Below are 26,794 nucleotides of genomic sequence, written 5' to 3'. Positions count from 1 at the left end.
TGCTTGGTGACAATAGCGTTTTGGACCCACCTGACTCCATGCCGAACTCAGTAGTGAAACGAAACAGCGCCGATGATAGTGTAGCATTTGCTATGTGAAAGTAGGACATTACCAGGCTTCAAATTCAGTCGAAGGACTTTAACCTTAATAATTAAAATAAGAAAATTGAAAAGAATTTTCTTGGTGACAATAGCGTTTTGGACCCACCTGATCCCATGCCGAACTCAGTAGTGAAACGAAACAGCGCCGATGATAGTGTAGCATTTGCTATGTGAAAGTAGGACATTACCAGGATTTAATTAAGAGAAACCCGTTACAGTAATGTGACGGGTTTTTTGCTTTTTTAAATTAAGAAAAACATCCCTCCTTTAAATTCAACAACAAAACTAGTTGCGTCTATTCGCGCGTGCTAAAATCCAATTTTTATGAATGATGATATAGAGGTCTAGTTTGCCTACAGCTGATTACCAAAAGGTGCTTGATGAAATAGCACATGAAGTACGCCCTTTATTATCACAAGGAACAGTAGCTGATTATATACCGGCCCTTGCAGAGGTCGATCCTGAGCAATTTTCTATCGCTATTTATACAACTGATGGTAAGACTGTATGTGCGGGGGATTGCTCTCAACGTTTTACCATTCAGTCTGTTTCAAAAGTTATGACACTTACTATGGCACTGCAACGTTATGGTGATGAACTTTGGCATCGAGTTGGAAAGGAGCCTTCAGGTACTGCCTTTAATTCGCTTACACAGCTTGAGTTTGAAAAAGGGATTCCTCGTAACCCTTTTATAAATGCAGGCGCAATTGTAACGTGTGATGCGTTATACAGCCGCTTATCTGCACCAATGCACTCTATGCTCGAGACCTTTAGGTTGTTAGCTGGTAATAGAGGGATAGTGATTGATAAAAAAGTCGCTAATTCTGAGTATGAATTTAGGCATCGTAATGCGGCTATGGCACATTTAATGAAGTCGTTTGGTAATTTTGAAAATGAAGTCGATGATGTTTTATGGTCTTACTTTAACTTTTGTTCTATTGAGCTCAACTGTATTGAATTAGCTAAAGCTTATAATTTTTTAGCAAATAAAGGTGTTGATAATCGATCGGGCGATCGTGTTTTAAGTAGCCGTCAAAATAAGCAGCTTAATTCGCTATTATTTACCAGTGGCTTATACGATGCTGCGGGGGATTTTGGTTACAGAGTAGGTATGCCAGGTAAATCGGGAGTGTCAGGGACTATTTTAGCCGTGTTACCAAATAAGTTTACGGTAGCTGTTTATTCTCCGGGACTTAATTCGTTTGGTAATTCGGTTGCAGGAATTGCAGCGTTGGAACTGCTATCTAAAAAGCTCGATATTTCTATTTTTTAGGAAGTTGATAGGGAGCAATGATTGCTCCCACCGTTATTATTGTTCCCAATAAACCTGTTCTAAGCAGTCTTCGCGTTCTGGTAAACCGCGAGATAAACGAGGAGAGTGCTGAACTAACACTTCATAACTAGCTCGGTTAGCATATTTACTAATTTGCGATAGTGACGAGTAAGTAATAGCTTGTTGCTGATGCTTAGCAGAGTTTGCCACATTAAGTTTATGATAAACATTTGCTGATAAGTCATGTAGCAAAGCCGCTAAAGCACAATCGCCTGCACCATTGGTGTTTTTGATTGAATCAGGTCCACCCATAAATGGGGCTGTATGGCTATATGCTCTGATAGGCTCATCACACTCGGTTTTACGCATAGCACGTGAAAATTCGTATCGATTAAAATCAGGTATGGCGCCTGGTAATAACGGATATTCGGTTTCACGCTTTAAGCTTTCGTCTACGTAGCCGGCCATAAATAAGCCTTTTTCGCCAGCGGTGCAAATTACCAAATCTACCCAATCAAGTGCTTTATCGGCAGCTAGAAGAGGGTCTTCAAAACCTGTAATAGCTAACCCTTCTTCTTCGTTCATAGCAAGAATATCAACATGCTTTTCAACAAAGTTTGCCCACCAGGTCGGGTCTTGTTCAATTAAGAATTTAGTTCCGAGTGTAAGAACAACTGGCACACCTGCATCATTAGCGTATTTTACCGCTTGCATAGTCGCTTCAGTCATCGTTTCACTACCTTGCGTACGCATGAGGTAGGCACTGATCACTAATGCTGATGAATTTTCAATAAGGTTTTTATCGATAGATTCAGGACGTAAGTGATTCATTAGGCCCGCACTTATCGCAAAAGTACGCTCACCGGTTTCATCAATTAATGTAAAACAACGACCTATAGGCCCATCTACTGGTTGGAGATAGTTTAAATCTACACGGCTTGAGGTATTACATAAAAAGCGGTAAGCATAGCTACCTATTTTTATATTTTCGCTCATTACGCCTAATAAAACTGAGCGATCATCTGCAAGTACAGAGTAGTTGTGCATAGTGTTACCAATGGTCCCACCGGCAAACTCAAAATCAACCATATCGTTTAATTTTAAACGATCGTATAAGGCGTTCGTTATGTCGCTATCAATAACTTGTGACATACCTCTACGTAGTTGAAATTCGTCAAGGAAAGCTTGATCAACTTTTGCCTCTATATCAACAACGATCTGATCGATACCCGTAATATAACTACGTTGTAATCGCTCTGTTGCGTTAAGTTGATTAGTAAGTGGATCTTTGGCTTCCACTGGAAAATAATGTTTATGCCTGCGGCGTCCAGGAAATTTCATTTGCTACCCGTGTTGTGAGCTAAATAAAAAAAGCGTGAGATTATAGCGTAAATCCACACTAGTGAGCCATTACAAACAGGTAAATATCGTTTTATTTTTGCAATAAAGTAATGAATGACGCACTTTAGAGTGCTAACTAGGTATAATTACAGCATAAAAAGTTATTTAAGTAGAAAGAATGAACCAGCCATTTAATGATTCCTACTGGATGGAGCAAGCGCTTTTGTATGCAAAGCAAGCAGAGTTGCTTGATGAAATTCCGGTTGGAGCAATTGTAGTAAAAGATAACCAGCTAATTTCAGTGGGGTACAACCGCTCAATAACGGATAACGACCCATCAGCCCATGCGGAAATGATTGCAGTGCGAGAAGCTGGAAAAGTACTTAATAATTACCGCTTAATTGATTGCACACTATATGTAACGTTAGAGCCTTGCTCTATGTGTGCAGGACTGTTGGTGCATAGCAGAATAAAGCGTTTAGTATTTGGTGCCCTCGATGCTAAAACAGGGTCTGCAGGTTCAATTATGAACTTATTACAAGAGCCGAGGTTAAATCATCAAGTTGAGGTGTGCGGTGGTGTTTTGGCACAGCAATGCGGTGATACTATTTCGAATTTTTTTAAGCGTAGAAGAGCGCAAATTAAAGCAGCTAAGAAAGCTGCTCGTGATGAACAAATAAATAAACCTAGCTAGAGTTAACTAGCGATTGGCTCTATTTCTGTTTCAGCCATTTGCTGCATAGCAAACATTCGGCGGCGCCAGATGATTTTTTTGTGCAGTTTTCTTAGCATAACACGACGACGTGTGGCTGTTGAATAAATCACATTGCGTTTTAATTTTTGTGTGCGTCTACGTTTTAGCATGTTTTCTCCTAATGCAAGAGTGAGAAAGGCGCAGGGTATATCTTATAAAATAATAATATACAAGTAATACACATTAGTGATCATTTGATGACAAGTAAACAGATATTTAATTTACTTAAATTTTGCTTACTGGTTTGCTCAAAAAACTGATACCTATATAAATCTTAGTTATTGTTTTCACTTGGTAGTTCGGGCTCAATTATAGGCTGTTGTTTTTCTGTTTGCGCTTCATCTTTGTTACTTTTATCGTCACTTTCTTCATTTAAGTTTGGCTCGGTATCAGTGCTCTGCTCTGTGATTGGTTCTGGTTCAGGTTCTACAGCAATAGCATTATTCTCATCTAGCCAAACAAGTGCATCGTAATAGCGACGAATATTATCAACATATTTAACCGCTACATCGCCACGCGCATAACCATAGCGAGTTTTACGGTAATAGCGCTTTTTAATTAACAGCGGTAAGCGTTTTTTTACATCAGCCCATTTATCAGGGCTTGCGCCTTGCTGCTCGGTAATTATACGCGCGTCGTTAACGTGCCCCCAACCTACATTGTAAGCCGCTAGTGCAAGCCATGTTCTATCAGGTTGAGGAATTCTATCAGGTATACGCTTAATCAGTTTACTTAAATACTTACCACCACCGCGAATATTTTGCTCTGGCTCTAAGCGGTTGGTAACACCTACTTGTTTTGCTGTACTGCGGGTTAGCATCATAATACCGCGAACGCCTGTTGGCGATTTAGCGCGAGGATTCCACATAGATTCTTGATAGCTAAGTGCCGCTAATAAACGCCAATCAAGGCTACCAGCATATTGTTCAAACCATGGTTGGTATGTTGGTAAGGTTTCTTTGATAGCTTCGATATAAGCAAGGGTATTTACATAGTTAAATTGGCGCACGTGGCCAAAGTATTTTTCTTCAAGTACGTAGAGCTGATTACTCTGTTTTATATCGCCAAAAAATGGCACTAATAAGGAATATAAAGAATCATCTTTTGATTTATTAAGTATCCATGCAATCGGGTCGTTATGACTAACAGAAAAACCGATACTTAAATTTGGATGATAACGGCGAAATAACGATAGGGTATGTGTATCAGCGAGTGTGTAATCTATTTCGCCATCAATAACCGCTTGAAGTAGTTCTTCTTCATCAAACTCTTCGCTTTCTATCCAAGTAAGATCTGGATTGTTTTTTTTCATTTTTTGCAGAGTAAGCGAATGGCTACTTTTAGCGATAACAGTAAAGTTGCCATCTAAGTCGGCAAACTCTCGAGGACGAACACGTCCTTGCTTATAAACTAATTTTTGGCTGATTGTTCTGTAAGTTGGTCCATAACGGTATTGCTCTGCACGGGTTTTATTATAGGTAAGCCCTGAGGCTATTAAATCTAAATCACCGCTTTCAAGGCGTTCAAACATATCGGATAAGTTAAAAAATGGCACTATTTCAAGCTCTACACCTAGATATTCAGCAAATGCTTGAGATAGCTCATATTCAAAGCCTTGTTCACCTTGAACGGCTTGATAATAATTACTAGCACTCGCAAGGGTGCCCACACGAATTTTATTCTGTTCTTTTATTTGGGCGAGTTGAGTTGGCTGCTCTTGCATATCGCATGCACATAACAGCATAACTAAAGTAATGATTATTATTAGTTTTTCTTTGAACATTGAGTGCCCCTTAAGCTCGCCAGCCACCGTTATAGCAAAACTAAGCCATCGCGTCACTTTACCTTTTATTTTATTAACCAAAAGAGGCTATAAATAAAGCTAAAAAGTTAATTTTATGAAAAGCGTAATTTTGAGTTAAATCTGAATGCTAATTGGACTATAATGCGTGCCTAAAATATCGTTCAATCCCTAACCCCGGATGAAATTACCTATGTTGATCCTTCGTGGTGCACCAGCACTTTCAGAGTTCAGAGTTAATAAAATTTTAGCGCGTTGCCAACAATCGCAACTTCCAGTCACTAACGTATACGCCGAGTATGCTCACTTTGCCGATTTAACATCGCCGTTGAGTAGCTCTGAGCAAACCAAGCTTGAAAAACTATTAACTTACGGTCCAACTATTGCTGAGCATACCCCAGCTGGCAAACTTGTACTTGTTACACCTCGCCCAGGTACCATTTCACCTTGGGCATCTAAAGCTACCGACATCGCCCACAACTGTGGTTTAAAGCAGGTTCACCGTGTTGAACGCGGTATTGCTTATTATGTTGAAGGTGATTTAAACGCAGAACAACTTGCACAAGTAACTGCGTTATTGCACGACCGCATGACTGAAGCCACACACAATGAACTTGAAGATGCGGCTCAGCTGTTTCGCAGTGATGCCCCACGCCAAATGTCGTCTGTCGATATTTTAGGTGGTGGACGCGAAGCACTAGCAACAGCCAATGTTGAGCAAGGCTTTGCGCTTGCTGATGACGAAATAGACTACTTAGTAGAAAATTTTACAAAGTTAGGACGTAACCCTAACGACATCGAATTGTTTATGTTTGCACAAGCGAACTCAGAGCATTGTCGCCATAAAATATTTAATGCTGACTGGACAATCGATGGTAAAGAGCAGCCAAAATCGCTGTTTAAAATGATTAAAAATACGTTTGAGCTAAATCCTGAAAATGTATTGTCGGCGTATAAAGATAACGCGGCAGTAATGAAAGGCTCAAAAGCGGGTCGCTTCTTCCCAAATGCGCAAGGTGAATATGCGTATCATCAAGAAGACATTGAAATACTAATGAAAGTTGAAACTCATAACCACCCAACAGCTATTGCGCCATTCTCAGGTGCTGCTACAGGTTCTGGTGGTGAGATTCGCGATGAAGGCGCAACTGGTCGTGGCTCTAAGCCAAAAGCAGGGTTAGTTGGCTTTACTGTATCAAATTTACGTATTCCAGGTTACGAGCAACCGTGGGAAAGCGATTTTGGTAAGCCGGGTCGTATTGTAAACGCACTTGATATAATGACAGAAGGTCCACTAGGTGGCGCTGCATTTAATAATGAGTTTGGTCGTCCTAACTTATTAGGCTACTTCCGTACTTACGAAGAAAAAGTAACAAGCCATAACGGTGAAGAAGTACGTGGTTACCATAAACCAATTATGCTTGCCGGTGGTTTAGGTAATATTCGCTCTGATCATGTTCAAAAAGGTGATATTCCTGTAGGCGCTAAATTAATTGCGCTAGGCGGGCCTGCAATGAACATTGGTTTAGGCGGTGGTGCTGCATCAAGTATGGCCTCAGGTCAGTCAAACGAAGATTTAGACTTTGCTTCAGTACAGCGCGAAAACCCAGAAATGGAACGTCGTTGCCAAGAAGTTATCGATAAATGTTGGCAGCTAGGTGATGAAAACCCAATCGCGTTTATCCATGATGTAGGTGCCGGCGGTTTATCTAACGCGTTTCCTGAGCTTGTTAATGATGGCGGACGTGGTGGTAAGTTCCAATTACGTAGCATCCCTAACGATGAGCCAGGCATGGCACCACACGAAATTTGGTGTAATGAATCACAAGAGCGTTATGTACTCGCTGTTGGCGTAGAGGACTTTGACCGCTTTGAAGCAATTTGTAAGCGCGAACGTGCCCAGTACGCTGTTATTGGTGAAGCAACAGCTGAACCTCACTTAACGGTGTCAGACAGCCACTTTGAAAATAACCCTGTTGATTTGCCGCTGGACGTATTATTAGGTAAAGCACCTAAAATGCACCGCGATGTAACGTCAAAGCAAGTTGTTGGCAAAGCGCTTGATATCACATCAATAAATGCAGCAGATGCAGCGCAGCGCTTAATGCGTTTACCAACCATTGCAGAAAAAACATTCTTAATAACAATCGGCGATCGCTCAGTTACTGGTTTGGTGGCGCGCGACCAAATGGTTGGTCCTTGGCAAGTACCTGTTGCTAACTGTGCTGTAACTGCGGCAACGTATGACACTTACCACGGTGAAGCTATGTCACTCGGTGAGCGTACTCCGGCTGCATTACTTAATTACGGTGCATCTGCTCGTTTAGCTGTGGCAGAGTCGTTAACTAATATTGCTTGTGCAAATATTGGTAGCCTTGAAAACATTAAGTTATCGGCAAACTGGATGGCAGCAGCGGGCCACCCAGGTGAAGATGCTGGTTTATATGAAGCTGTTAAAGCCGTAGGCGAAGAGCTTTGTCCTGCGCTTGGTTTAACGATTCCTGTAGGTAAAGATTCTATGTCGATGAAAACGACATGGAAAGATGAAGGTGACTCACAAGAGAAGTCAGTAACATCGCCGCTTTCACTGGTTATAACTGCGTTTGGTCGTGTTGACGACGTACGTAAAACAGTAACGCCACAACTGCGCACAGATAAAGGCGATACATCGCTTATATTAGTTGATTTAGGTGCGGGTAAAAACCGCATGGGCGCATCAAGCCTTGCACAAGTTTATAAGCAATTAGGTGATGTAACCCCTGATGTTGATAGCCCTGAGTTATTAAAAGGCTTCTATAACGCAATGCAAGCACTTGTGGCTGATAGTAAGTTACTTGCTTATCATGACCGCTCAGATGGTGGTTTATTTACCACAGTAGCTGAAATGGCGTTTACGGGTCATACCGGTGTAACTGTTGATTTAGCAGCTTTAACAGGTTCAGACATTGAAGCGCTTTATAACGAAGAGCTAGGTGCGGTAATTCAAGTTGCTAATGCTGATTTAGATGCAGTAAATGTGGTGTTTGAACAACATGGTATAGCAGCCATTAGTCACAACATTGGCACGCTTAACAGTGATGATACGATTATATTTAACCGTGGCGAAAATACGGTACTTAATCATACGCGTACTGAGCTTCGTACTATTTGGGCTGAAACAACGTATCAAATGCAAGCGCGCCGTGATAACCCTGAGTGTGCTAAGCAAGAGTTTTATGCTAAATTTGATGCAAAAGATCCAGGCTTAAACGTAAAACTTAACTTTGATTTAAACGAAGATATAGCTGCACCATACATTGCAACCGGTGCTAAACCGCAAATGGCTATTTTACGTGAGCAGGGTGTTAACTCTCATTTAGAAATGGCGGCAGCGTTTAATCGCGCAGGTTTTTCAGCCGTTGATGTACACATGAGCGACATTTTAGAAGGTCGTTTAACACTAGAGCAATTTAAAGGTTTAGTGGCCTGTGGTGGTTTCTCATACGGTGACGTACTTGGTGCAGGTGAAGGTTGGGCTAAGTCTATTTTGTTTAACGACATGGCACGCGATCAGTTCCAAAACTTTTTCCACCGTGAAGATACTTTCAGCTTAGGTGTATGTAACGGTTGCCAAATGTTATCAACGTTAAAAGAGTTGATCCCTGGTACTGAACATTGGCCGCGCTTTGTAACTAATAAATCAGAGCGTTTTGAAGCACGCTTTAGTTTAGTAGAAATACAAGAGAATCCGTCTGTGTTCTTTAACGGAATGGCTGGCTCGCGTATGCCTATAGCGGTTTCTCATGGTGAAGGTCATGCTGAGTTTGCAAACGATGCAGCCACTAAAGCGGCGCTTGATAGCGGCACTGTAGCGGTTAAATTTGTAGATAACTACGGTAACCCTACAACGCAGTACCCAGCGAATCCTAATGGTTCTCCAGAAGGTATTACCGGTATTACGTCAACTGATGGTCGTGCCACTGTAATGATGCCGCATCCAGAACGTGTATTCAGAAGCGTTGCCAACTCTTGGCACCCAGATGAGTGGCTCGAGGATAGCCCGTGGATGCGTATGTTCCGTAATGCACGTAAAAACGTAGGTTAATTATATTTACGTTTATACAAGTTAGATTCATAATCTTACTGTAAAATAAAAAAGGCTGCATTGTGCAGCCTTTTTTGATTAGTATAGTTTTAGCTAAAAGCACAAAGCATTTAAGGATAGTATGTTTAAGCGAATTGGTTTAATTGTTGGCGTTTTATTGCTAAGTACCTTACTGCTTGGTTATGTATTTCGCTTGCCTTTATTACAGTGGGTTATAGCGCCTGAGCTCGAAAAAGCGGGTGTCACATTAAACTGCCTTGATTTTTCAATCACGTCTAGCTTAAATATTCATGCTGACAGAGTGTGTTTAAATTATCAAAATCAACAGTTACAACTGACGGGTATTACTGCAAATACAAAGCGTGTAGATATTGAAAATGCAGTGCTAACTGTTAATCCACTCCCTAAAAGTGATAATGCTAATCAGCTTGCTAAAAATCTCGATTTAGCACTTCCCTTAAATCGCCCATTAATCAATATTAAACAGCTTGTAGTAAAAAGTGATGAGCTCAATAAGCCACTTAAAATAAGCATATTAGAACCCGAATTAAATAAATTTAATGTCTCAGGTGATATAAACGCAAGTGCAATTTTGACTGCTAATAAAGTAAGGGGTCAGTTTGAAATTAATGACACTTTTTTAAAGCACGTTATAAACACTAAAAATACATTAATAGCAGATTTTAACTTTAATACTCAGCAAGCATTTAGCTTTGATGGTATAGAACTTGAGTTAAATGGCGATATTAGCTCCCAGTTTGCTCACACGTATGAGCAGTGCAAAGTTAACGTATTAACCACTGGTAAATTGGCGACGCGTTTTAATTTAAATAGCCAAGCGTTAATGTTTAATACCGATTTGCTTAATAACAAAATTAATTTAACACCAAGCTGTACTGAGTTAATTCCACCAAGTGAATATGCAGGCTTTATTAGCAAACAAGTTCCTTTAAATTGGCAACTTAAACTCCCTCAATCAATTCGCTTAGAGGCTAGTGAGTTGAGGGTGCCTGCAATTAATTTGGTAAGCGTGGGCGATAAGCAATTTGATATTTTAATAACAGATACAACACTAAATATTACATCTCCATTTAAAGACTTACAGTCAACTTTATCAGCTCAAATAAATACACCCGATATAAATAATATTAACGTTAATGCTCAGTTATCTGGCGCTGCGATTAAAGGCGATTACGCCGTTATGCTTGAAAATTTACCTGAGTTTGTACCCGCAACAGCGGATGGGCTTAGCCTTAGTGGTCACTTTAATATAAGTGAGTTTATAGACTTAAAACCCATTGGGCTTATAAATGCTAAATTAACGCTTAATAGTGTAGATGCGTTTGATATAAGTGCAGTGCAATACCAAGGTGATTTAATAGCAAAAATGGATAAACAGTTAAACGCAGAGGTAGCGTTAACTCAGCAATTAAAAAGCGCAGAATATAAAGAGTTTAAAGTCACAGATATAAGTAACACATTAACAGCAAATGCTAATTTAGGCGTAGGTGAGTTATTTGCTGATCTAACAGCAAAAACGAATATAAAGGCTGTTAATAGCCCCGACATAAAACTTAATAATATAAAAGTAGAGTCTACGGGCTTGCAAAGCCGTGCACTAAAAGCCACGCATCACGCATTTATAAACGATGTTGAGTTAGTGATAAATCATCATATGTCGTCGCAAGCTCATCCATTTGAAGTAGTTATTCCTGAACAAAGTGCGCTGTCGTTAAATGCGTTTATTAGTCAATTTGAGCCACTTGCACAGTTAACAGAGGGCGAATTTAATGGCTATATTAGTGGCGATATAAACTTACAAAATGCACTGTTCAATATAGGGATTAGTCATACAAGTGCATTGTATAACGATTACCTTGCGAGTGATTTAAGCAGTACATTTAGCGGGGAATATAATTCAGGTAAGCTTAATGTAAAACCAACTACCTTTAATTTAAATGAATTTAGAGCCGGTGCCGTAGTTAAAACTATTAAAGGTCAATGGCAAGTTAATAACAATACCGCGCTTATAAATGATGTAAAAGGAAGTGTGTTTGGTGGCGAGTTTTCATTAGATAGCTACACAGTAGGGAAGCCAAACCAAGTTGCTAATGTTAAGTTTGAAAATATTGATGCAAGCAAACTTGTTACACTCGACGATAAGTCGGGCATTGTATTAACGGGACGCTTGGCGGGGTCTTTACCGGTTCACTTTGATAGTGGAAAAATTGAGATAATTGACGGAAGCTTATTTAGCCAAGGAACAGGTAATTTAAAAATTACCAATAATGCCGCTTTTGATTCAGTAATGCAGCAACAGCAAGAGTTACAACCTGTGTTAGGGTTATTAACTAATTTAGATATTCAAAAACTTAATAGCAGTGTGGCACTAAAAAATGATGGTTGGTTAAAACTAGGGGTTAATTTGCAAGGCTATAATAAAGCAGAGCAGCAGCAGGTTAACTTTAATTATAACCACGAAGAAAACGTATTTACACTTTTACGCGCACTGCGTTTAAGTGACGAAATTACACAAAAGGTTGAGCAACAATACTCACAAAAAGGAAACTAATAATGAGACAGTCGTTATTGATAAAAGTACTGCTCGCGCTGAGTGCTATTAGTACACTAAGTGCTTGCACGCATCGTGTTGAGGTGTCTGCTAAAGAGCCCATTACTATTAATTTAAATGTGAAGGTCGATCACGAAATTCGCGTAAAAGTAGATAAAGAACTCGACAATTTATTTAGTGACGACAGTGAGTTATTTTAAGGAGCTAGAACATGAATACGAAGAAAAAATTAAATATTATTACGTTAGTTAGTGCAGTATGTATGTCTTTCTCTGCTTGGGCTATTAGCCTTGATGACGCTAAAAACCAAGGTTTAGTAGGTGAAGATAGCTCTGGTTATTTAGGACTTGTTGTACAAAACGCAGAGGCAAAAGCCGTTGTTGATGACATAAATACAAAGCGTAAAGCGCAGTACTTAAAGCTCGCTAAAAAGAATAACTTGTCGCTTTCACAAGTAGAAGCACTTGCTGCCGCTAAAACAATTGAAAAAACCCAAAGTGGTCATTACGTTGAAGTAAATGGTAACTGGGTTAAAAAATAAGCGTTTGTTATTGTCTTGTTCTGCACAAACCAAAATAAAACCGAGCATTTAAGCGCTCGGTTTTTTACAGCCTTCAAGTAACTGCTGCCAAAAATCAATCCCCTTACGCCTTGCTAGATTTATATTATGCTCAGGAATAGATTCAGGCTCGTTATAACTATCAAGTGCTTCGCTCATACTTGCTTCGCGGATTAAATGCAATGTAGGAAAGGGCGCTCTATTTGTGTAGTTTGCGGCATCGGTTTCATCACTGTCAGCAAATACGTAATCAGGATGAAAATTAGCGATTTGATACTTACCTTCAAAGCCTTGCGCGACTAAAAGTGCATTAGCTAAATCGACCAAGTCTAAAAAGTCTTCAAAGTCACTAAAGCCATTGTCAAACATGATAAGGGTTGTTTCGCACTCTGGTTCACGGTCAAGCTCAACACATTGCTCAAGCATATCCATTACAGCATCATCCATGCTCGTTGCAGAGCTTACTATGTAATGAATACAGTTATTTTCTACTTCTTTACGTGCAAATGGGCAAAAGTTATATTTAACAATAACAGATGACACCCATTCACGGGTTTGGCTTATAGCTATGTTGGTCACGGTTTTGGCTCTAAATATTGATTAATAATGTTAAGTGTTTTTTGTATAGCACCTTGGTTTTTAGTTACGCATTGCGCAGCTTTAATACCTAAGGTTTGGCACGCTTTTGTGTTTTGGCTAAACGTTATAAGCTGCTTTGCGAGTTCGTCGTTATTATCAACCACTACAGCACCTTTGAGCTTTATTAGCTCTGGATAAACATGGTCAAAATTGTATGTGTGTGGACCTGTTATTACACCTACCGAAAACGCTGCTGATTCCAGTGGGTTATGCCCACCTCTGCGAATTAAGCTGCCACCAATAAAGCTCACATTTGCAGCGCCATATAAACACTGTAATTCACCAAGCGTATCAGCAAGGAGTATTTGCTCATTATTATAGTTATTTTGGCTACGACGGCTAAAGCTAAGTGGGCTTTGCGTTAAAAGCTCTGCCACTTTGTCAAATTGCTCTGGATGGCGCGGGGCAATTATAAGTAATGCGTTCGGTTGCTTTTTTAGTAATTCTTGATGGGCTAAAAGTACCAGCTCATGCTCAACAGGATGTGTTGAGCCTGCCACCCATACAAAGCGTTCATCGTTATTGTCTTCATTACTGTTATAAAGCTGTTTAAGGTTGAGTACTTTAGCTAATTGCTCTTCACTTGGTGTTATATCAAATTTTATTGAGCCTGTTACATGGCTTTTTGAAGCTTCAAGACCAAGTTCAATAAAGCGTGTAGCATCTGTTTTATTGTGACTCGCAAGTACTGTAATTGAGCACATAATAATATGCGTTAATTTAGCGACCTTTTGATAGCCCTGCTGTGACTTTTCAGAGAGTCTTGCATTGATGACAAGCACTGGTATGTTTTTTTTGCGGCTTATCGCCATTAAATTTGGCCATAGCTCGGTTTCTAAAATACATAATGCTTGTGGCTTTATACGCTTTAAAAATCGAGCCGTCGCAAACGGGAAATCGATTGGTAAATAGCTACACGCTACAGTATTCTTAAACTGGCTAAGTATTTGCTCTCTGCCTGTTGGAGTATTACAGGTTATAAGTATATTTAAATTTGGATGCACTTTTTGCAAAGCTTTAATAAGTGGCGTTGCGGCAAGTACCTCGCCAACAGAAGCACAATGAAAAACTAAAGGTTTAGTTTTAACCGTAAATAAAGACTTACTGACAAACCCAAAGCGCTCTTTAAAGTGTGCACGATAGCCTTGGTTTTTTTTACCTCGTAAAATATAGAGATAAAATACAATCAGTGGGCTAATAATAATTAATGCGAATGAGTAAAAAATGCGTGCCATACTGATCTTTCTTAAAGGGAAGTGGCGTTAGTTTACCGTGAAATAGCCGTTTTCTAAACAGACTCGTTATAAAATATGGTCTGGGTTCAGTTATAACCCGATAAAATACACACAATTAAATAAAATTATGGAATAATGAATTTAATTTTTCCTGCCATTTCAGTTCCAAGAGGAATTTTTTCATGTCAATTATCGATTCAGTGGCAACTAGCTACGTTGAAACATTAAACCGTCATCAGGCATTATTTGAAACGATGGAGGCTTATCATCAAGAATCTATGCAATTGTTAGAAGCATGCCATAGTGCATTACAAGCTGGTGGCAAGATTGTTTGGTTTGGTAACGGTGGTAGTGCAGCAGATGCACAGCATTTAGCTGCAGAATTTGTAGTGCGTTATAAATTAGAACGAGGTCCGCTTGCCTCAATGGCATTGACCACTGATACCTCAATTTTAACAGCGCACAGCAACGATTATCACTTTGATACGGTGTTTGAACGCCAAGTTCAAGCGCTATGCAAGCCAGAAGATTTAGTTATTGGTTTAACCACATCAGGTACTAGTAACAATATTAATTTAGCATTAGAGGCTGCAAATAAACTAGGCGCTTTTACTGTTGCATTAACAGGACGTGATGGCGGTAAAGTAAAAGACATTGCTAAGTTACCTATTATTATAAAAAATGACGAAACAGCACGTATTCAAGAAGCTCACATGTTTATAGGTCACTGGTTATGTGAAGCCATGGATATGGTTGTTGCGGAGCAGCAGTAATGGATTTATCGTTATTAAAAAACTTATCAGCGGCACGAATATTAGTTGTTGGCGATGTAATGCTAGACCGCTATTGGTATGGTGATACAGGTCGCATTTCGCCAGAAGCACCAGTACCGGTTGTTAAAGTAAGTAAATTTGAAGACAAAGCCGGTGGCGCAGCTAACGTTGCAAAAAATATAGCGCGTTTAGATGCAAAAGTTGGCTTATTGGGTTTAATTGGTGAGGACGAAAGCGGGCAGATTTTAGAGACCATCCTAAAAGGTGAAAAAATAAGCTCACAATTAGTCAGTGTATGTGATTTACCGACTATTTCAAAAATGCGTGTTATTAGCCGCCATCAACAACTCGTTCGCCTTGATTTAGAAGAAACATTTACCGAGCAACACAGCCAGCTTTTATTAAACCGCTTAGAGCTTGTACTTGATGAATACGACTTCATTGTGTTTTCTGATTACAGCAAAGGATCTTTAAGCTTAATTAAAGAAATGGTAAGCCTTGCTAAGAGCGCCGGAAAAACGGTTTTAATCGACCCTAAATCGCCAGATTTACATTTATATGAAGGTGCTGATTACATTACACCTAACTTACATGAGTTTAAGTTAGCGGGTGGTCAAACCGATTCAGAAGAGGCTTTAGCAGCAAGTGCGCGTGATTTAATAAGCAAAAATGGCATTAAAGCTATGTTACTTACGCGTTCTGAGCAAGGTATGTCGCTTATTAGTGCAGATGAAAAGTTTGATTTTGCAGCGCAAGAGCTTGAAGTAAGCGATGTAACCGGGGCCGGTGATACGGTTATAGCTACACTCGCGGTTATGCTTGGCGCGGGCATGGAACCTAAAGATGCTGTCGAAATTGCTAATTTAGCGGCAGGTATAGCGGTTAGTAAATTTGGTGCAGCTACAGTTTCGCCAGAAGAGCTAAGCCGCAAGCTTGGTCAGTATTTACATACTACGGGTGAGCATTACCAAACACCATTTGATGATGTACTTCAGCATATTGAATTTGCAAAACAAAACGGCGAAACCATTGTATTCACTAATGGCTGTTTTGATATTTTACATGCTGGGCATGTACGTTATTTAGCACAAGCTAAAGCGCGAGGCGATAGGCTCGTTGTTGGATTAAATAACGATGAATCTATTACGCGCTTAAAAGGGGCAGAACGCCCTATTAACCCGCTAGATGAGCGTGCGATGGTACTTAGCGCACTTTCATCAGTTGATTGGGTTATTCCGTTTGGTAGCTTAGATGAAAACGATACTCCCGCTAAATTAATTGAGCAAATAAGCCCTGATATTTTAGTTAAAGGTGGCGACTACACCGTAGAGCAAATAGCGGGTGCTGAGCACGTACTTCGTCATGGCGGAAAAGTTGAAGTGCTTGAATTTTTAGATGGGTGCTCAACATCAAAAGTAATTAGTAAAATTAAACAGTAATACCAATTTTATTAAAAACATGATCATTTTAGCGTATTAAATAACTCACTAACTACGTTAAAAACTATTTATATAGAACAACTATGTATCATAATTTTAGCCTTGTTATTGAGCTGTTTTCTTATCGCTATAATAGAACAATAATTTAATGCAATTGGTATAATTACTGATTTAAGTTTGCTTAAAAAATACAAAAAAGGGATGAAAACAGTGTTTTCATCCCTTTTTATTTTTAATAAAGTAACTTACTAAAAATTTAATTCATACTTAGCAAATGCTGATGTATCGTTTTCAGCACCGTCATTGTTAGATGCAAAAGCACCTAAAGTGACTCGCCCTCCCATAGAAAGCATTCTATAACGAAGCTCTAATTGCTTACTATTAAAGCCTGTTTTAGTAATTGTATTTCCTAAGTCAGGATTATTAGGATAAAGGTCACGGTTATCGCTGTTGTAATCAACACTGCGTAATTTTACCTGCCAATCGTCTCCATTAGATAACTGACCTAATAGGGTTAAAACAACTGACTGTGCATCGTTATCATAAGTAGAGCCAATAGTGCGACCGTGGTAACGGTAACCTGATTTGTAATCTGAATGCTCATAGTAGCAATTTTCATTGGTAGACTCTGCTGAACATGAAACACCTGTATCTATGTACTCTACATTTATTAATAAGTTTTGATCATATACACGTTGTGTTGTCTGTACACCATACAAATAGGCTCTATCGGCTGGCTTAAACTGTGAACTGGCATCTTCTCCAATCGTACTGGCATATACAGCATAAGGTTGGTTGAAAAGTGTATCTGACCAGCGAATATCTATGCCTGCTAATTGATTACCTATTTTTGACTCTAATTGGCTATCACAACTAACATTGCCATCAATACATGCTGTTTGCCCAGTTATGACATCAATAAAATCACCTGCAGAGCCTGGTTGGCCGTCTCCAGCCCATTGTGCAGACCAGCTAACAGCAATTTCTAATTGTTGTATTGGGCGTATATTTAATCTACTGCTCCAAAGTAAAGCATCAGGAATTACACGTGTAGACTCAAGTTTAGCCATTTGTGCGGTAAAGCCCCATTGACCAATCCAGCTTAACCATGGTGTTTCAAAAGCAGTACTTTTTTCTCTGGTTACACTTAGTGCAGGTAAAGATTTCGCATTACCAGACATAATTAAGCTGTTATCAACACCAGGTCCCCAAAATTGCTCAACAGCACCGGCTCTAAAAATCCAGTTACCTAAACGGTAAGCTAAGTAACTATCGTCAAGTGAGGTATCGTTACAATCGGTTAAAGCTTGCTCATCGGTAACTATATCGTCAGTCGTTTTTCCATCAACTAAACATTTTTTACCATCTTTTCTATAATTTACGGCTACTTTAGCTGCAAAGTTATCGCCTAAATAAGCGTAAGCTGCTGAGAGCTCTGTTTCTTGAGTATTTGTTGCACCAAAGCTTGTTGCTATGATTGGATCTGTGGCTGCAAAAGCTGATAATTGAAGACTATGCGAGCTACTATTTTCTGATTTATATCGATGTTTTACGCGAAGTAAAGCATCTTGCAAGCTTGGAGATAATTGCTCCAGCGGCATGCTTTGCACATCACTTATAAAACTTTTCCACATAAGCGGATAGGTAGTTACAGGAGCTAAAATAACACCGGCATCAGCTAATTGTTGAATATCAGCTCTAAGACCGTAATCATCGGGTTTTACCCATGGCTCAGCATTAACTGACGCGCTCATAGCGCAAAAAAGAGTAGAAAGTAGAAAAATTCTGTTTCGCAAAGTTCAGATCCTTGTGATTTAGATTGCGGCTAAGTTTATCAACCTAAGCTTGTTATTGCAGTAAATAATCAAATTTATAGAGCTAATTTAATATATTAAAATGTAACCTAGCTATCGTAATAAGTATCTGATTGGTATACTGGAGTTCAAATAGGAAATTGAGAATGTAATGAGCAACAAACGACTTTTATTTATTCCCGTATCATCACCAGAAGGCATTGGTGAATATATGCGCTCGTTGTTGTTGGCTCAAAGTTTAAAGGCAGAACTTACTGATTCTCTAGATATTCACTTCATACTAAACAAGCATACAAGCTACGCAAAAAAGTGTCCTTTTGAAGCCACATTGCTTGAACACTCAGCGACTAAAGAGCTTGATTCTGTTTGCGACTTTATAGAGCAATTTAAACCTGACGTCGTTGTTTTTGATTGTGCAGGACGTGCAGGGCATATGAAAGCGGCTAAAAAAGTAGGCGCTAAAGTTATATTTATTTCTCAGCATGCAAAAAAACGCGCTAAGGGATTGAAGCTAAACAGGATTAATTTAATTGATACACATTGGGTTGTACAGCCTGATTATTGTATTGAGCCACTTACATGGGCTGAAAGTGCGAAGTTAGACATGTTTCCCTTGGCACCCCCTCGTAATGTAGGCCCTTTTGTTGCATTTGCTTCTTGTGAGCAAAAACGTGATGTTTTAAATCGCTATAACTTAGTATCTGATGGCTATTTTATTGTTAATGCGGGTTCTGGCGGGCATATATTAAATAATCTTAATTGTGCTGAGGTTTACTTTAAAGCCGCGCTTAAAATTACTAAGCATACTGGTTTAAAAGCAGTTGTTGTGTTTGGTGCAAATTATAATAAAGCAATTCCTAAAAGTGATGAGGTTACTTGTTTATCAAGCCTGCAAGGAACCGAATTTTTGGCATTAATGAGCCAAGCTAAAGTCGCATTACTTAGTGGTGGAGATACTTTATTGCAAGCAATTGCAGTTCAAACCCCTGTTGTGGCATGTGCTATCTCAAAAGATCAAAATACACGTTTGGATCATTGCGTTAATGCAGGTGTTGTAATAAAAGCGAATCTTGATATTGATGAAATTACAACGAAAATAGCTCAAGTTATTACCGAGCCTTTTTATAGTGAATTTATTGGTAAGTATAAGCAACTCGATAGCACACATAGCTTCGACGTGATCACTACTGGCATAAAAAATATGCTTGTAGGAGATCGCTTATGAATATAGTGATTGTAATTGATTCACTAGTAGGTGGTGGTGCTGAAAAAGTAATGCTTACTTTGGCTGAAAAAATGGCGAAACTACAGCACAATGTCACTATATTATCTCTTGCGAGCAACGCTGAGTATGACATTCCTGATATAGTTAAAGTTGATAGCCTTTTTCCTGATAGAGCATCTAAAGTAGATAGATTCTGGCGGCGAAAAAATAGTATTTTGCGATTAGAAGCGTGGTTTGAAAAAAAACAAAGCGAGATTGGCAATATTGACCTAGTGCTTTCTAACCTTGATAGAAGTAATAACTTGCTCGCGCTTAGTAATATCAAAAATGTTCACTTTGTTATTCATAACTCCGTCAATGCAGAACTTGCCCGTCAAAAAAAGTTAGGTCCATTTTCATATTTATACCTTAAAAAAAGTAAGCAAAACTTAAATGGTAAATCACTTATTTGCGTATCAAAGGGTGTTGAAAAAGAAATAACACAAGGGGATTTAATTAACCCAAGTGCAATCGCGACTATTTATAACCCGTTCGATTTTGAAAAAATAAACCAACAAGCAAATGAGAAAAATAACGACATCCCAAATGAGCCTTACTTAATTCATGTAGGAAGGCTCGCCAAACAAAAACGCCACGATATATTATTTGCAGCATTTGCAAAGCTTGATAAAAAATACAAGTTAGTCCTTTTATGTAATAAACCTGCAAAAGTGTTAAAGCTTGCACAGCAATATGGCATAGATAAACAGTTAGTAGTGCCTGGATTTCAACAAAACCCGTACAACTGGATTCAGCATGCCAAAGCTTTAGTTTTGAGCTCTGATTTTGAAGGGCTGCCAACGGTATTAATTGAGGCTTTAGCGGTGGGTACTCCGGTAGTTAGCACTAATTGTACATTTGGACCAAGCGAGATATTAACAGGCGAGCTGAGTAAATATTTAGTACCCGTTCAACAAAGTGAGGCATTAGCCAATGCCGTTAAGCAGGTGCTAGCAGATAAGCCAAATGTAGAAAACGCAGATATTCTAAAACAAGTACAGGCAGAGCAGGTTGCTCTGCAGTATTTAGCATTGGCTAATTAACTTATATTAGCAAGTGTTTTGAGGTAGTTGCTGTGCAGAGTTTGCCAGTCATTCACTTGCCAATTAAATACATCATTTCGACCTTGCTCTTTTAAAAATGAGCGCTCAAGGCGTGCCATATTACTTTGTTGCCACTGTGGGTTCGGCGCTCTTATTTCACCTCTATCAAAGTCGATAATATACACATCACCAGTATCATCAAACAATATGTTATTAATGTTTAAATCGGCGTGATACACACCTTTTGAATGAAATAGCGCGATTGTTTTAGCAATGCGCTCCAACTCATCTTCAGTCAATGGGCGTTCAATTAATACATCGAGTACACTTTTAGCGCCTTTAACAGCCTCGGTAATAATATCACCACGGTAAATTAATCCGCTGTGGGTTACTTTAGCTGCAACAGGGGTTGGTACGTTTAAACCAAGCTCTATAAGCTTACTCATTAAGCTAAACTCTTTAAATACGCGGGTTTGTTCAAGTCCTGGGTATAAATATTGATCGCTTAGCAATTTACCCACTAAGCCACCGCGCCAATAATGCCTAAGTACGGCTGTTAATTCGTCTTGCTTAAAAAACCACGCAGTTGCTCGACCTTTTTTAGCGCCCACAATTTTATTTTGTTGTTGCCAATAATTTGCATCAAACCAATCGAGGGTAATTTGGCTTGTGTATTTAGGGTGGCTTAATAGCGTGTGATTGCCTTGCACGTGTTGTTTAAACATAGCTCTGTGTAATTGCTAAATAATGAGTCTATATTAGCGCGTTTTAAAGCGCAGGATAAGTGCTTGCAATAGCGTGATTATAATTTAAGATCGGCTTTTGTATTTAATACCTAAGGGAATGTGTGACTCAAGCTCCTAATTATTCATCTATTTGTATATTAAGACTCTCTGCCATTGGTGACGTATGTCATGCTGTGAGTGCAGTACAAGCTATTCAAAAGGCACACCCGAATGCAAAAATCACCTGGGTAATTGGCAAAATAGAAGCCATGCTACTTGCTGACTTACCGGGTGTTGAGCTGGTGGTATTTGATAAAAAGCAAGGCAAAGCAGCGCTTAAAAGCTTAAAGCAACGCTTAAACAACCAAAAATTTGATGTGCTTCTTAATATGCAAGTTGCATTAAGGGCTGGGTTTGTAGCGCGTTGTATTCCTGCAAAAGTAAAAATAGGGTTCGATAGGGCTCGTTCAAAAGAATTGCACAGCTTATTTATTAATAAACGAATAGACCCACAAGCCCAGGCGCATGTGCTTGAAGGCTTTAAAGGTTTTGCAAAAGCCATTGGTGTTTCTGATTATAAACCGAGTTGGGACATGCCATACACCGAGCAAGACCAAGCGGTTGCAGATGAGTTATTAACATCAGAATACCTAACTAATAAACTATTAGTAATATCGCCCGCAGCTAGTAAAGCGCAGCGTAATTGGCTCGCTGATCGTTATGCCACATTGGCTGATTATGCAAGCGAGCAAGGCTTTAAGGTGGTATTGACGGGTGGCCCAACAGAGCTTGAAATTAACCTAGCAAATAGCGTTATTGAGCACAGCAACACGCCTATTTTAAATTTAGTAGGTAAAACAAAACTCAAAGAGTTGTTGTGCGTTTTAAAGCGTGGCAGCTTAGTGCTTGCGCCCGATACGGGTCCTGCGCATATGGCAGTAACAGTTGGTACGCCGGTTATTGGTTTATATGCACATTCAAATCCAGCACGCACAGGTCCTTATTTATATCAAGACTACGTGGTAGAGGTTTATCATCAAAACTTGTTTAAGCAAACAGGTAAAACGGCTGAGCAAGTACCGTGGGGGACACGCGTAAAAGGCGATGATTTAATGAGCCAAATTACAGTTGATGATGTAAAAGCGATGTTTGACCATGTTGTACAAAAAGAGTCTTTGTAATGAATGCACAACAAAAAAATAAAGCGCTTTTTTTAGACCGAGATGGCGTGGTAAATGTTGATCATGGTTATGTGTATCAAAGCGATAAATTTGAATTTATTGACGGTGTTTTTAGTACTTGTAAAACATTTTATGATGCAGGCTATAAAATCATAATCGTCACTAATCAATCTGGAATTGGTCGAGGTTATTACACCGAAGCTGATTTTTTAGCACTGACCGAGTGGATGAAAGACCAGTTTAGTGCCCACAGCATTGCAGTTACCGATGTGTATTTTTGCCCGCATCACCCTAAAAAAGCGGGCCCTGAATATTTGAAAGAGTGCAGTTGCAGAAAGCCTGCGCCAGGTATGTTATTACAAGGCATACAAGAGCATAATATCGACCCTGCTTGCAGTATTATGGTGGGCGATAAACTCAGTGATATGCATGCTGCGAAAAAAGCAGGGATCACTACCCGTGTTTTAGTGCGTTCAGGGCAAAGCTTTGACGAAAGCGCTAAGCAAGAAGCTGATTTAATTATCGATTCTATAAGTAGTTTACCTGCACTTTTAAACACATAAATAAACAGCCTGTAAACTGGCAGGAATTCCTTCCAACTGAGGGTGTTTGCGACGAACTGCAAACCGTGCATTTTACCCATTAAACTTTTACAATACCCCGCATAATAAACAGCCGTGAAAGTGCGGTTGTTTACCCGTTCAAATAGATGGAGAACCTAGATGAGAGCATCTGCTTTTTTTAGCCAGTTACAACAGCAAATTGAAGACGTAAAAACCGAAGGTTTGTATAAAAACGAACGTATTATTAAGTCCCAGCAGCAAGCTCAAATCGAAGTTGCATCAGGTAAAGTAATCAACTTTTGTGCTAATAACTACTTAGGTTTAGCTAATAGCCCAGAGTTAATTGAAGCGGCGCAAAATGGTTTAAATAATCATGGTTTTGGTGTGGCTTCAGTACGTTTTATTTGTGGCACGCAAGATATCCATAAAACACTAGAGCAAAAAATCAGTGCGTTTTTAGAAACAGAAGATACTATTTTATATTCTTCATGTTTTGACGCAAATACAGGTTTGTTCGAAACTATTTTAGGCGCAGAAGACGCTATTATTTCTGATTCATTAAATCATGCATCAATTATTGACGGTGTACGTTTATGTAAAGCTAAACGTTTTCGTTATGCAAATAACGACATGGCTGATCTTGAGAAGCAACTTATTGCAGCAGACGAAGCCGGTGCTAAAACTAAACTAATTGCTACCGATGGCGTGTTTTCTATGGACGGCGTTATTTGTAATTTAGAAGCTGTGTGCGACTTAGCCGATAAATATGATGCGCTTGTAATGGTAGATGACTCTCACGCAGTTGGCTTTGTTGGCGAAAACGGTAAGGGTACACCTGAGTACTGTAATGTATTAGACCGTGTAGATATTATCACCGGTACATTAGGTAAGGCGCTGGGCGGTGCTTCAGGTGGTTATACATCAGGTAAAAAAGAAATTGTTGAATGGTTACGTCAGCGTTCACGCCCATACTTGTTCTCAAACTCATTAGCGCCTTCAATTGTTACTGCATCAATTAAAGTACTTGAAATGCTTGAAAATGGCGGCGAGCTTCGCGCCAAACTTTGGTCAAATGCTAAATATTTCCGTGAGCAAATGGAAGCTGCTGGTTTTACGTGTGCAGGTAAAGATCATGCAATTATCCCCGTAATGCTAGGAGATGCCAAAGTAGCCTCGTTAATGGCTGATAAATTACTTGCTGAAGGCATTTACGTAACCGGTTTTTCATTCCCTGTAGTACCAAAAGGGCAAGCGCGTATTCGTACACAAATTTCAGCGGCACATAGTATTGAGCAACTCGATACAGCTATCGATGCATTTACCCGTATTGGTAAAGAAATGGGCGTTATTTAATTTTATTTTAAACCGAAGCCTCGCTTCGGTTTTTTAATTGAGTGTGGATTATGAAAGCATTATCAAAATTAAAAGCAGAACCGGGCATTTGGATGACAGATGCACCAAAGCCAGAAGTAGGTCATAACGACTTACTGATTAAAATTCGCAAAACAGCTATTTGTGGTACCGACGTACATATTTACAAGTGGGACGAATGGGCAAGTAAAACCATTCCAACGCCTATGGTTGTTGGCCATGAATATGTTGGTGAAGTCGTTGATATGGGCCAAGAAGTTCGTGGCTTTCAGGTTGGCGACCGCGTATCTGGCGAAGGGCATATTACGTGTGGGCATTGTCGAAATTGTCGTGCAGGGCGTGTACATTTATGCCGTAATACAACGGGTGTAGGTGTAAACCGTGAAGGTGCGTTTGCCGAATATTTAGTTATTCCTGCATTTAACGCATTTAAAATTCCAGATAATATTTCTGACGAACTCGCTTCTATTTTCGACCCATTTGGTAACGCAGTTCATACCGCACTATCGTTTGACTTAGTTGGCGAAGATGTACTTATCACTGGTGCAGGCCCAATTGGTATTATGGCAGCAGCTGTAGCAAAACACGTGGGTGCTCGCCACGTTGTTATTACCGACGTAAACGAATATCGCCTAGATTTAGCACGTAAAATGGGTGCTTCACGTGCTGTAAACGTGGCAAGCGAAAAGCTTGAAGACGTAATAAAAGACTTAGGTATGACAGAGGGCTTTGATATTGGCCTTGAAATGTCAGGTGTGCCAAGCGCGTTTAATTCAATGCTTAATAACATGAACCACGGCGGTAAAATTGCCATGCTAGGTATTCCACCATCAGATATGGCAGTTGACTGGAACCAAGTTATTTTTAAAGGTTTAGTGATTAAAGGTATTTACGGTCGCGAAATGTTCGAAACGTGGTACAAAATGGCAAGCTTGATTCAATCTGGCCTAGATTTAAACCCAATCATTACACATCAATATTCTGTGGATGACTTCCAAGCTGGCTTTGATATGATGATTTCAGGTCAGTCAGGTAAAGTAATTTTAAACTGGGATTAGTTCCTAACTAAATTACAAGAAGGGCGGCTTTAGCCGCCTTTTTTATACTATTAATTAAAGAGATTTCAATGGCATTTAAACATATTTCTATAGCGCAAACGTTAGAGCTTTTAGATAAAGAAGACGTGGTAATTGCAGATATTCGCGATCCTAATTCGTATCAAGCTGGTCGTATTCCAGGCTCAGAAGCACTTTCTAACGGTAATATCGCACAATTTATGATGGAAAAAGAATTCGATCAGCCAATTATTATTGTCTGCTACCACGGTATGAGCTCACAAGGCGCAGCTAGCTACTTAGTTGAGCAAGGTTTTGAAGACGTTTACAGTATGGATGGCGGCTTTACAGCTTGGGAAGCTGCTTACAGCGAGAAAGTAGAGCGATGATAGAGCTTGGCAGTTTAAATAACCCGCGCGCCGCACAGGGCTTTATAGATTATTTAAAAAGCCAAGGTTTACAAGGACAATTAAGCTCCTCAGATGGTAGCAATGTCATTATTAGTGTTGCGCCTGAGCATTTTCATCAAATACAACCTTTATGGGCCGAATTTACACAAAACCCAAACCATGAACGCTATCAACAAGCTTCATGGGATGTAGGTAGCACACAATCGCCGCTTAAATACCAAGGGCAATCACTTAATCTAATGACGCGATTTAAAGCGCTTAGCTGGTTAAATCAAACCGTAAGTATTGTAAGCGTTATAATTTATTTTGCTTTTTTACTAGGTGGTTTTGAGACCATTTACACCATGATGCAGTTTAAACCTACGCAGCCTTTAAGTTGGTTAACGCCCGCCCTCGTACATTTTAGCGCGATGCATATAGTGTTTAATTTAATTTGGTGGATGTCGCTTGGTGACAATATCGAAAAACAATGCGGAAAACTCACCCTAATAGGTTTGTTTTTAGTAACTGCACTTATAAGTAATTGGGCACAATACTTAATGGTTGGCCCCAATTTTGGCGGCTTGAGTGGTGTGGTGTATGGGCTACTTGGTTTTTGCTGGATTCATAGCTTTTTAAATCCTAACAAGCCTGCGCTTGTAAGTACGGCTATTGTTGGCTTTATGTTGATTTGGTTAGTGCTTGGGTTTGCTGATGTATTGTTTGTAGGTATGGCTAATTGGGCGCACTTAGGTGGGTTACTTAGCGGCATGGCTTTTGCCTATACCGCCAAAATATTTAACGCAAAACGTTAAATA

General features: G+C 39.5%; 23 protein-coding genes and 2 rRNA genes. 18 read left to right on the top strand and 7 right to left on the bottom strand.

Features of this window, described 5'->3' with window-relative positions; translation table 11 throughout:
* The first annotated feature begins 2 nt into the window (after positions 1–2).
* From rrf (H5092_RS17025) to glsB, 3 genes are all read left to right on the top strand, one after another.
* Positions 3–117 (top strand): 5S ribosomal RNA (gene rrf / locus H5092_RS17025).
* Positions 118–179: 62 nt separating this feature from the next.
* A 5S ribosomal RNA gene (gene rrf, locus H5092_RS17020) occupies positions 180–294 on the top strand.
* Between the two features lie 156 nt (positions 295–450).
* Positions 451–1,374 (top strand): glutaminase B, encoded by a 924-nt coding sequence (gene glsB, locus H5092_RS17015; RefSeq protein WP_024597412.1) that lies wholly within the window; start codon positions 451–453, stop codon positions 1,372–1,374.
* Between the two features lie 36 nt (positions 1,375–1,410).
* On the opposite strand, the gene H5092_RS17010 is transcribed toward glsB, so the two are convergent.
* Positions 1,411–2,715 (bottom strand): inosine/guanosine kinase, encoded by a 1,305-nt coding sequence (locus H5092_RS17010; protein ID WP_182734196.1) that lies wholly within the window; start codon positions 2,713–2,715, stop codon positions 1,411–1,413.
* A gap of 178 nt (positions 2,716–2,893) precedes the next feature.
* Between H5092_RS17010 and tadA the strand changes: the two genes are divergently transcribed.
* The gene (tadA, locus tag H5092_RS17005; protein WP_182734194.1) at positions 2,894–3,409 is read left to right on the top strand and encodes a tRNA adenosine(34) deaminase TadA; all 516 of its coding nucleotides are present in this window, start codon (positions 2,894–2,896) and stop codon (positions 3,407–3,409) included.
* Between the two features lie 2 nt (positions 3,410–3,411).
* Here the strand turns inward: tadA and H5092_RS17000 are convergent, their stop codons facing one another.
* Positions 3,412–3,579, bottom strand: a complete 168-nt coding sequence (locus tag H5092_RS17000) for a hypothetical protein (RefSeq protein ID WP_002961076.1) — start codon at positions 3,577–3,579, stop codon at positions 3,412–3,414.
* Positions 3,580–3,743: 164 nt separating this feature from the next.
* A complete protein-coding gene (mltF, locus tag H5092_RS16995; protein WP_182734192.1) occupies positions 3,744–5,252 on the bottom strand; it encodes a membrane-bound lytic murein transglycosylase MltF in 1,509 nt (502 codons plus the stop codon).
* 211 nt (positions 5,253–5,463) lie between these two features.
* Here mltF and purL point away from each other — a divergent pair, with 211 nt between their 5' ends.
* From purL to H5092_RS16975, 4 genes are all read left to right on the top strand, one after another.
* On the top strand, positions 5,464–9,354 hold the full coding sequence (purL, locus tag H5092_RS16990; protein WP_182734190.1) for a phosphoribosylformylglycinamidine synthase: 3,891 nt from the start codon (positions 5,464–5,466) through the stop codon (positions 9,352–9,354).
* 121 nt (positions 9,355–9,475) lie between these two features.
* Positions 9,476–11,926 (top strand): YdbH domain-containing protein, encoded by a 2,451-nt coding sequence (locus tag H5092_RS16985; protein ID WP_182734188.1) that lies wholly within the window; start codon positions 9,476–9,478, stop codon positions 11,924–11,926.
* Positions 11,927–11,928: 2 nt separating this feature from the next.
* Positions 11,929–12,126 carry a YnbE family lipoprotein gene (locus H5092_RS16980; RefSeq protein ID WP_024595684.1) on the top strand — a complete coding sequence of 66 codons (198 nt, stop codon included), beginning with the start codon at positions 11,929–11,931 and terminating at the stop codon, positions 12,124–12,126.
* 11 nt (positions 12,127–12,137) lie between these two features.
* Positions 12,138–12,467 (top strand): YdbL family protein, encoded by a 330-nt coding sequence (locus H5092_RS16975; protein WP_182712287.1) that lies wholly within the window; start codon positions 12,138–12,140, stop codon positions 12,465–12,467.
* 48 nt (positions 12,468–12,515) lie between these two features.
* On the opposite strand, the gene H5092_RS16970 is transcribed toward H5092_RS16975, so the two are convergent.
* Together H5092_RS16970 and waaA are read right to left on the bottom strand one after the other, a co-directional pair.
* A complete protein-coding gene (locus H5092_RS16970) occupies positions 12,516–13,064 on the bottom strand; it encodes a DUF1415 domain-containing protein (RefSeq protein ID WP_182734186.1) in 549 nt (182 codons plus the stop codon).
* Positions 13,061–14,359: a lipid IV(A) 3-deoxy-D-manno-octulosonic acid transferase gene (gene waaA / locus H5092_RS16965; protein WP_182734184.1), complete on the bottom strand. Its 1,299-nt coding sequence runs from the start codon at positions 14,357–14,359 to the stop codon at positions 13,061–13,063. Before waaA ends, H5092_RS16970 begins: the two co-directional genes overlap by 4 nt.
* Before the next feature lie 182 nt (positions 14,360–14,541).
* Between waaA and H5092_RS16960 the strand changes: the two genes are divergently transcribed.
* Both H5092_RS16960 and hldE read left to right on the top strand, forming a co-directional pair.
* Complete coding sequence (locus H5092_RS16960; RefSeq protein ID WP_002961065.1) at positions 14,542–15,132, top strand: SIS domain-containing protein; 591 nt, start codon at positions 14,542–14,544, stop codon at positions 15,130–15,132.
* Positions 15,132–16,571 (top strand): bifunctional D-glycero-beta-D-manno-heptose-7-phosphate kinase/D-glycero-beta-D-manno-heptose 1-phosphate adenylyltransferase HldE, encoded by a 1,440-nt coding sequence (gene hldE / locus H5092_RS16955; protein ID WP_182734181.1) that lies wholly within the window; start codon positions 15,132–15,134, stop codon positions 16,569–16,571. Before H5092_RS16960 ends, hldE begins: the two co-directional genes overlap by 1 nt.
* Positions 16,572–16,819: 248 nt before the next feature.
* Here the strand turns inward: hldE and H5092_RS16950 are convergent, their stop codons facing one another.
* Complete coding sequence (locus H5092_RS16950) at positions 16,820–18,325, bottom strand: capsule assembly Wzi family protein (RefSeq protein ID WP_182734200.1); 1,506 nt, start codon at positions 18,323–18,325, stop codon at positions 16,820–16,822.
* Between the two features lie 211 nt (positions 18,326–18,536).
* On the opposite strand from H5092_RS16950, the gene H5092_RS16945 reads away from it, so the two are divergent.
* Positions 18,537–19,610: a glycosyltransferase gene (locus tag H5092_RS16945; protein ID WP_182720496.1), complete on the top strand. Its 1,074-nt coding sequence runs from the start codon at positions 18,537–18,539 to the stop codon at positions 19,608–19,610.
* On the top strand, positions 19,607–20,692 hold the full coding sequence (locus H5092_RS16940; protein ID WP_182734179.1) for a glycosyltransferase: 1,086 nt from the start codon (positions 19,607–19,609) through the stop codon (positions 20,690–20,692). The genes H5092_RS16945 and H5092_RS16940 overlap by 4 nt, the downstream gene beginning before the upstream one ends.
* Here H5092_RS16940 and H5092_RS16935 read toward each other — a convergent pair.
* On the bottom strand, positions 20,689–21,417 hold the full coding sequence (locus H5092_RS16935) for a 3-deoxy-D-manno-octulosonic acid kinase (RefSeq protein ID WP_182734176.1): 729 nt from the start codon (positions 21,415–21,417) through the stop codon (positions 20,689–20,691). The two genes, H5092_RS16940 and H5092_RS16935, sit on opposite strands and share 4 nt — an antisense overlap.
* Positions 21,418–21,539: 122 nt before the next feature.
* On the opposite strand from H5092_RS16935, the gene H5092_RS16930 reads away from it, so the two are divergent.
* From H5092_RS16930 to glpG, 6 genes are all read left to right on the top strand, one after another.
* Complete coding sequence (locus H5092_RS16930; protein ID WP_182734174.1) at positions 21,540–22,598, top strand: glycosyltransferase family 9 protein; 1,059 nt, start codon at positions 21,540–21,542, stop codon at positions 22,596–22,598.
* The gene (gmhB, locus tag H5092_RS16925; RefSeq protein ID WP_182734171.1) at positions 22,598–23,161 is read left to right on the top strand and encodes a D-glycero-beta-D-manno-heptose 1,7-bisphosphate 7-phosphatase; all 564 of its coding nucleotides are present in this window, start codon (positions 22,598–22,600) and stop codon (positions 23,159–23,161) included. The genes H5092_RS16930 and gmhB overlap by 1 nt, the downstream gene beginning before the upstream one ends.
* Before the next feature lie 159 nt (positions 23,162–23,320).
* Positions 23,321–24,514 (top strand): glycine C-acetyltransferase, encoded by a 1,194-nt coding sequence (locus tag H5092_RS16920; RefSeq protein ID WP_002961055.1) that lies wholly within the window; start codon positions 23,321–23,323, stop codon positions 24,512–24,514.
* Between the two features lie 50 nt (positions 24,515–24,564).
* On the top strand, positions 24,565–25,590 hold the full coding sequence (gene tdh / locus H5092_RS16915) for an L-threonine 3-dehydrogenase (RefSeq protein WP_182734169.1): 1,026 nt from the start codon (positions 24,565–24,567) through the stop codon (positions 25,588–25,590).
* A gap of 68 nt (positions 25,591–25,658) precedes the next feature.
* Entirely contained in the window at positions 25,659–25,976 is a 318-nt protein-coding gene (glpE, locus tag H5092_RS16910; protein WP_010554397.1) for a thiosulfate sulfurtransferase GlpE, read from the top strand.
* Positions 25,973–26,791, top strand: a complete 819-nt coding sequence (gene glpG / locus H5092_RS16905) for a rhomboid family intramembrane serine protease GlpG (RefSeq protein ID WP_024595695.1) — start codon at positions 25,973–25,975, stop codon at positions 26,789–26,791. The genes glpE and glpG overlap by 4 nt, the downstream gene beginning before the upstream one ends.
* The last annotated feature ends 3 nt before the right edge of the window (positions 26,792–26,794 follow it).

This window comes from Pseudoalteromonas sp. SR41-7, from assembly GCF_014163935.1.
GTDB classification, from domain to species: domain Bacteria; phylum Pseudomonadota; class Gammaproteobacteria; order Enterobacterales; family Alteromonadaceae; genus Pseudoalteromonas; species Pseudoalteromonas distincta.
This window is presented reverse-complemented; position numbering and strand designations above follow the sequence as displayed.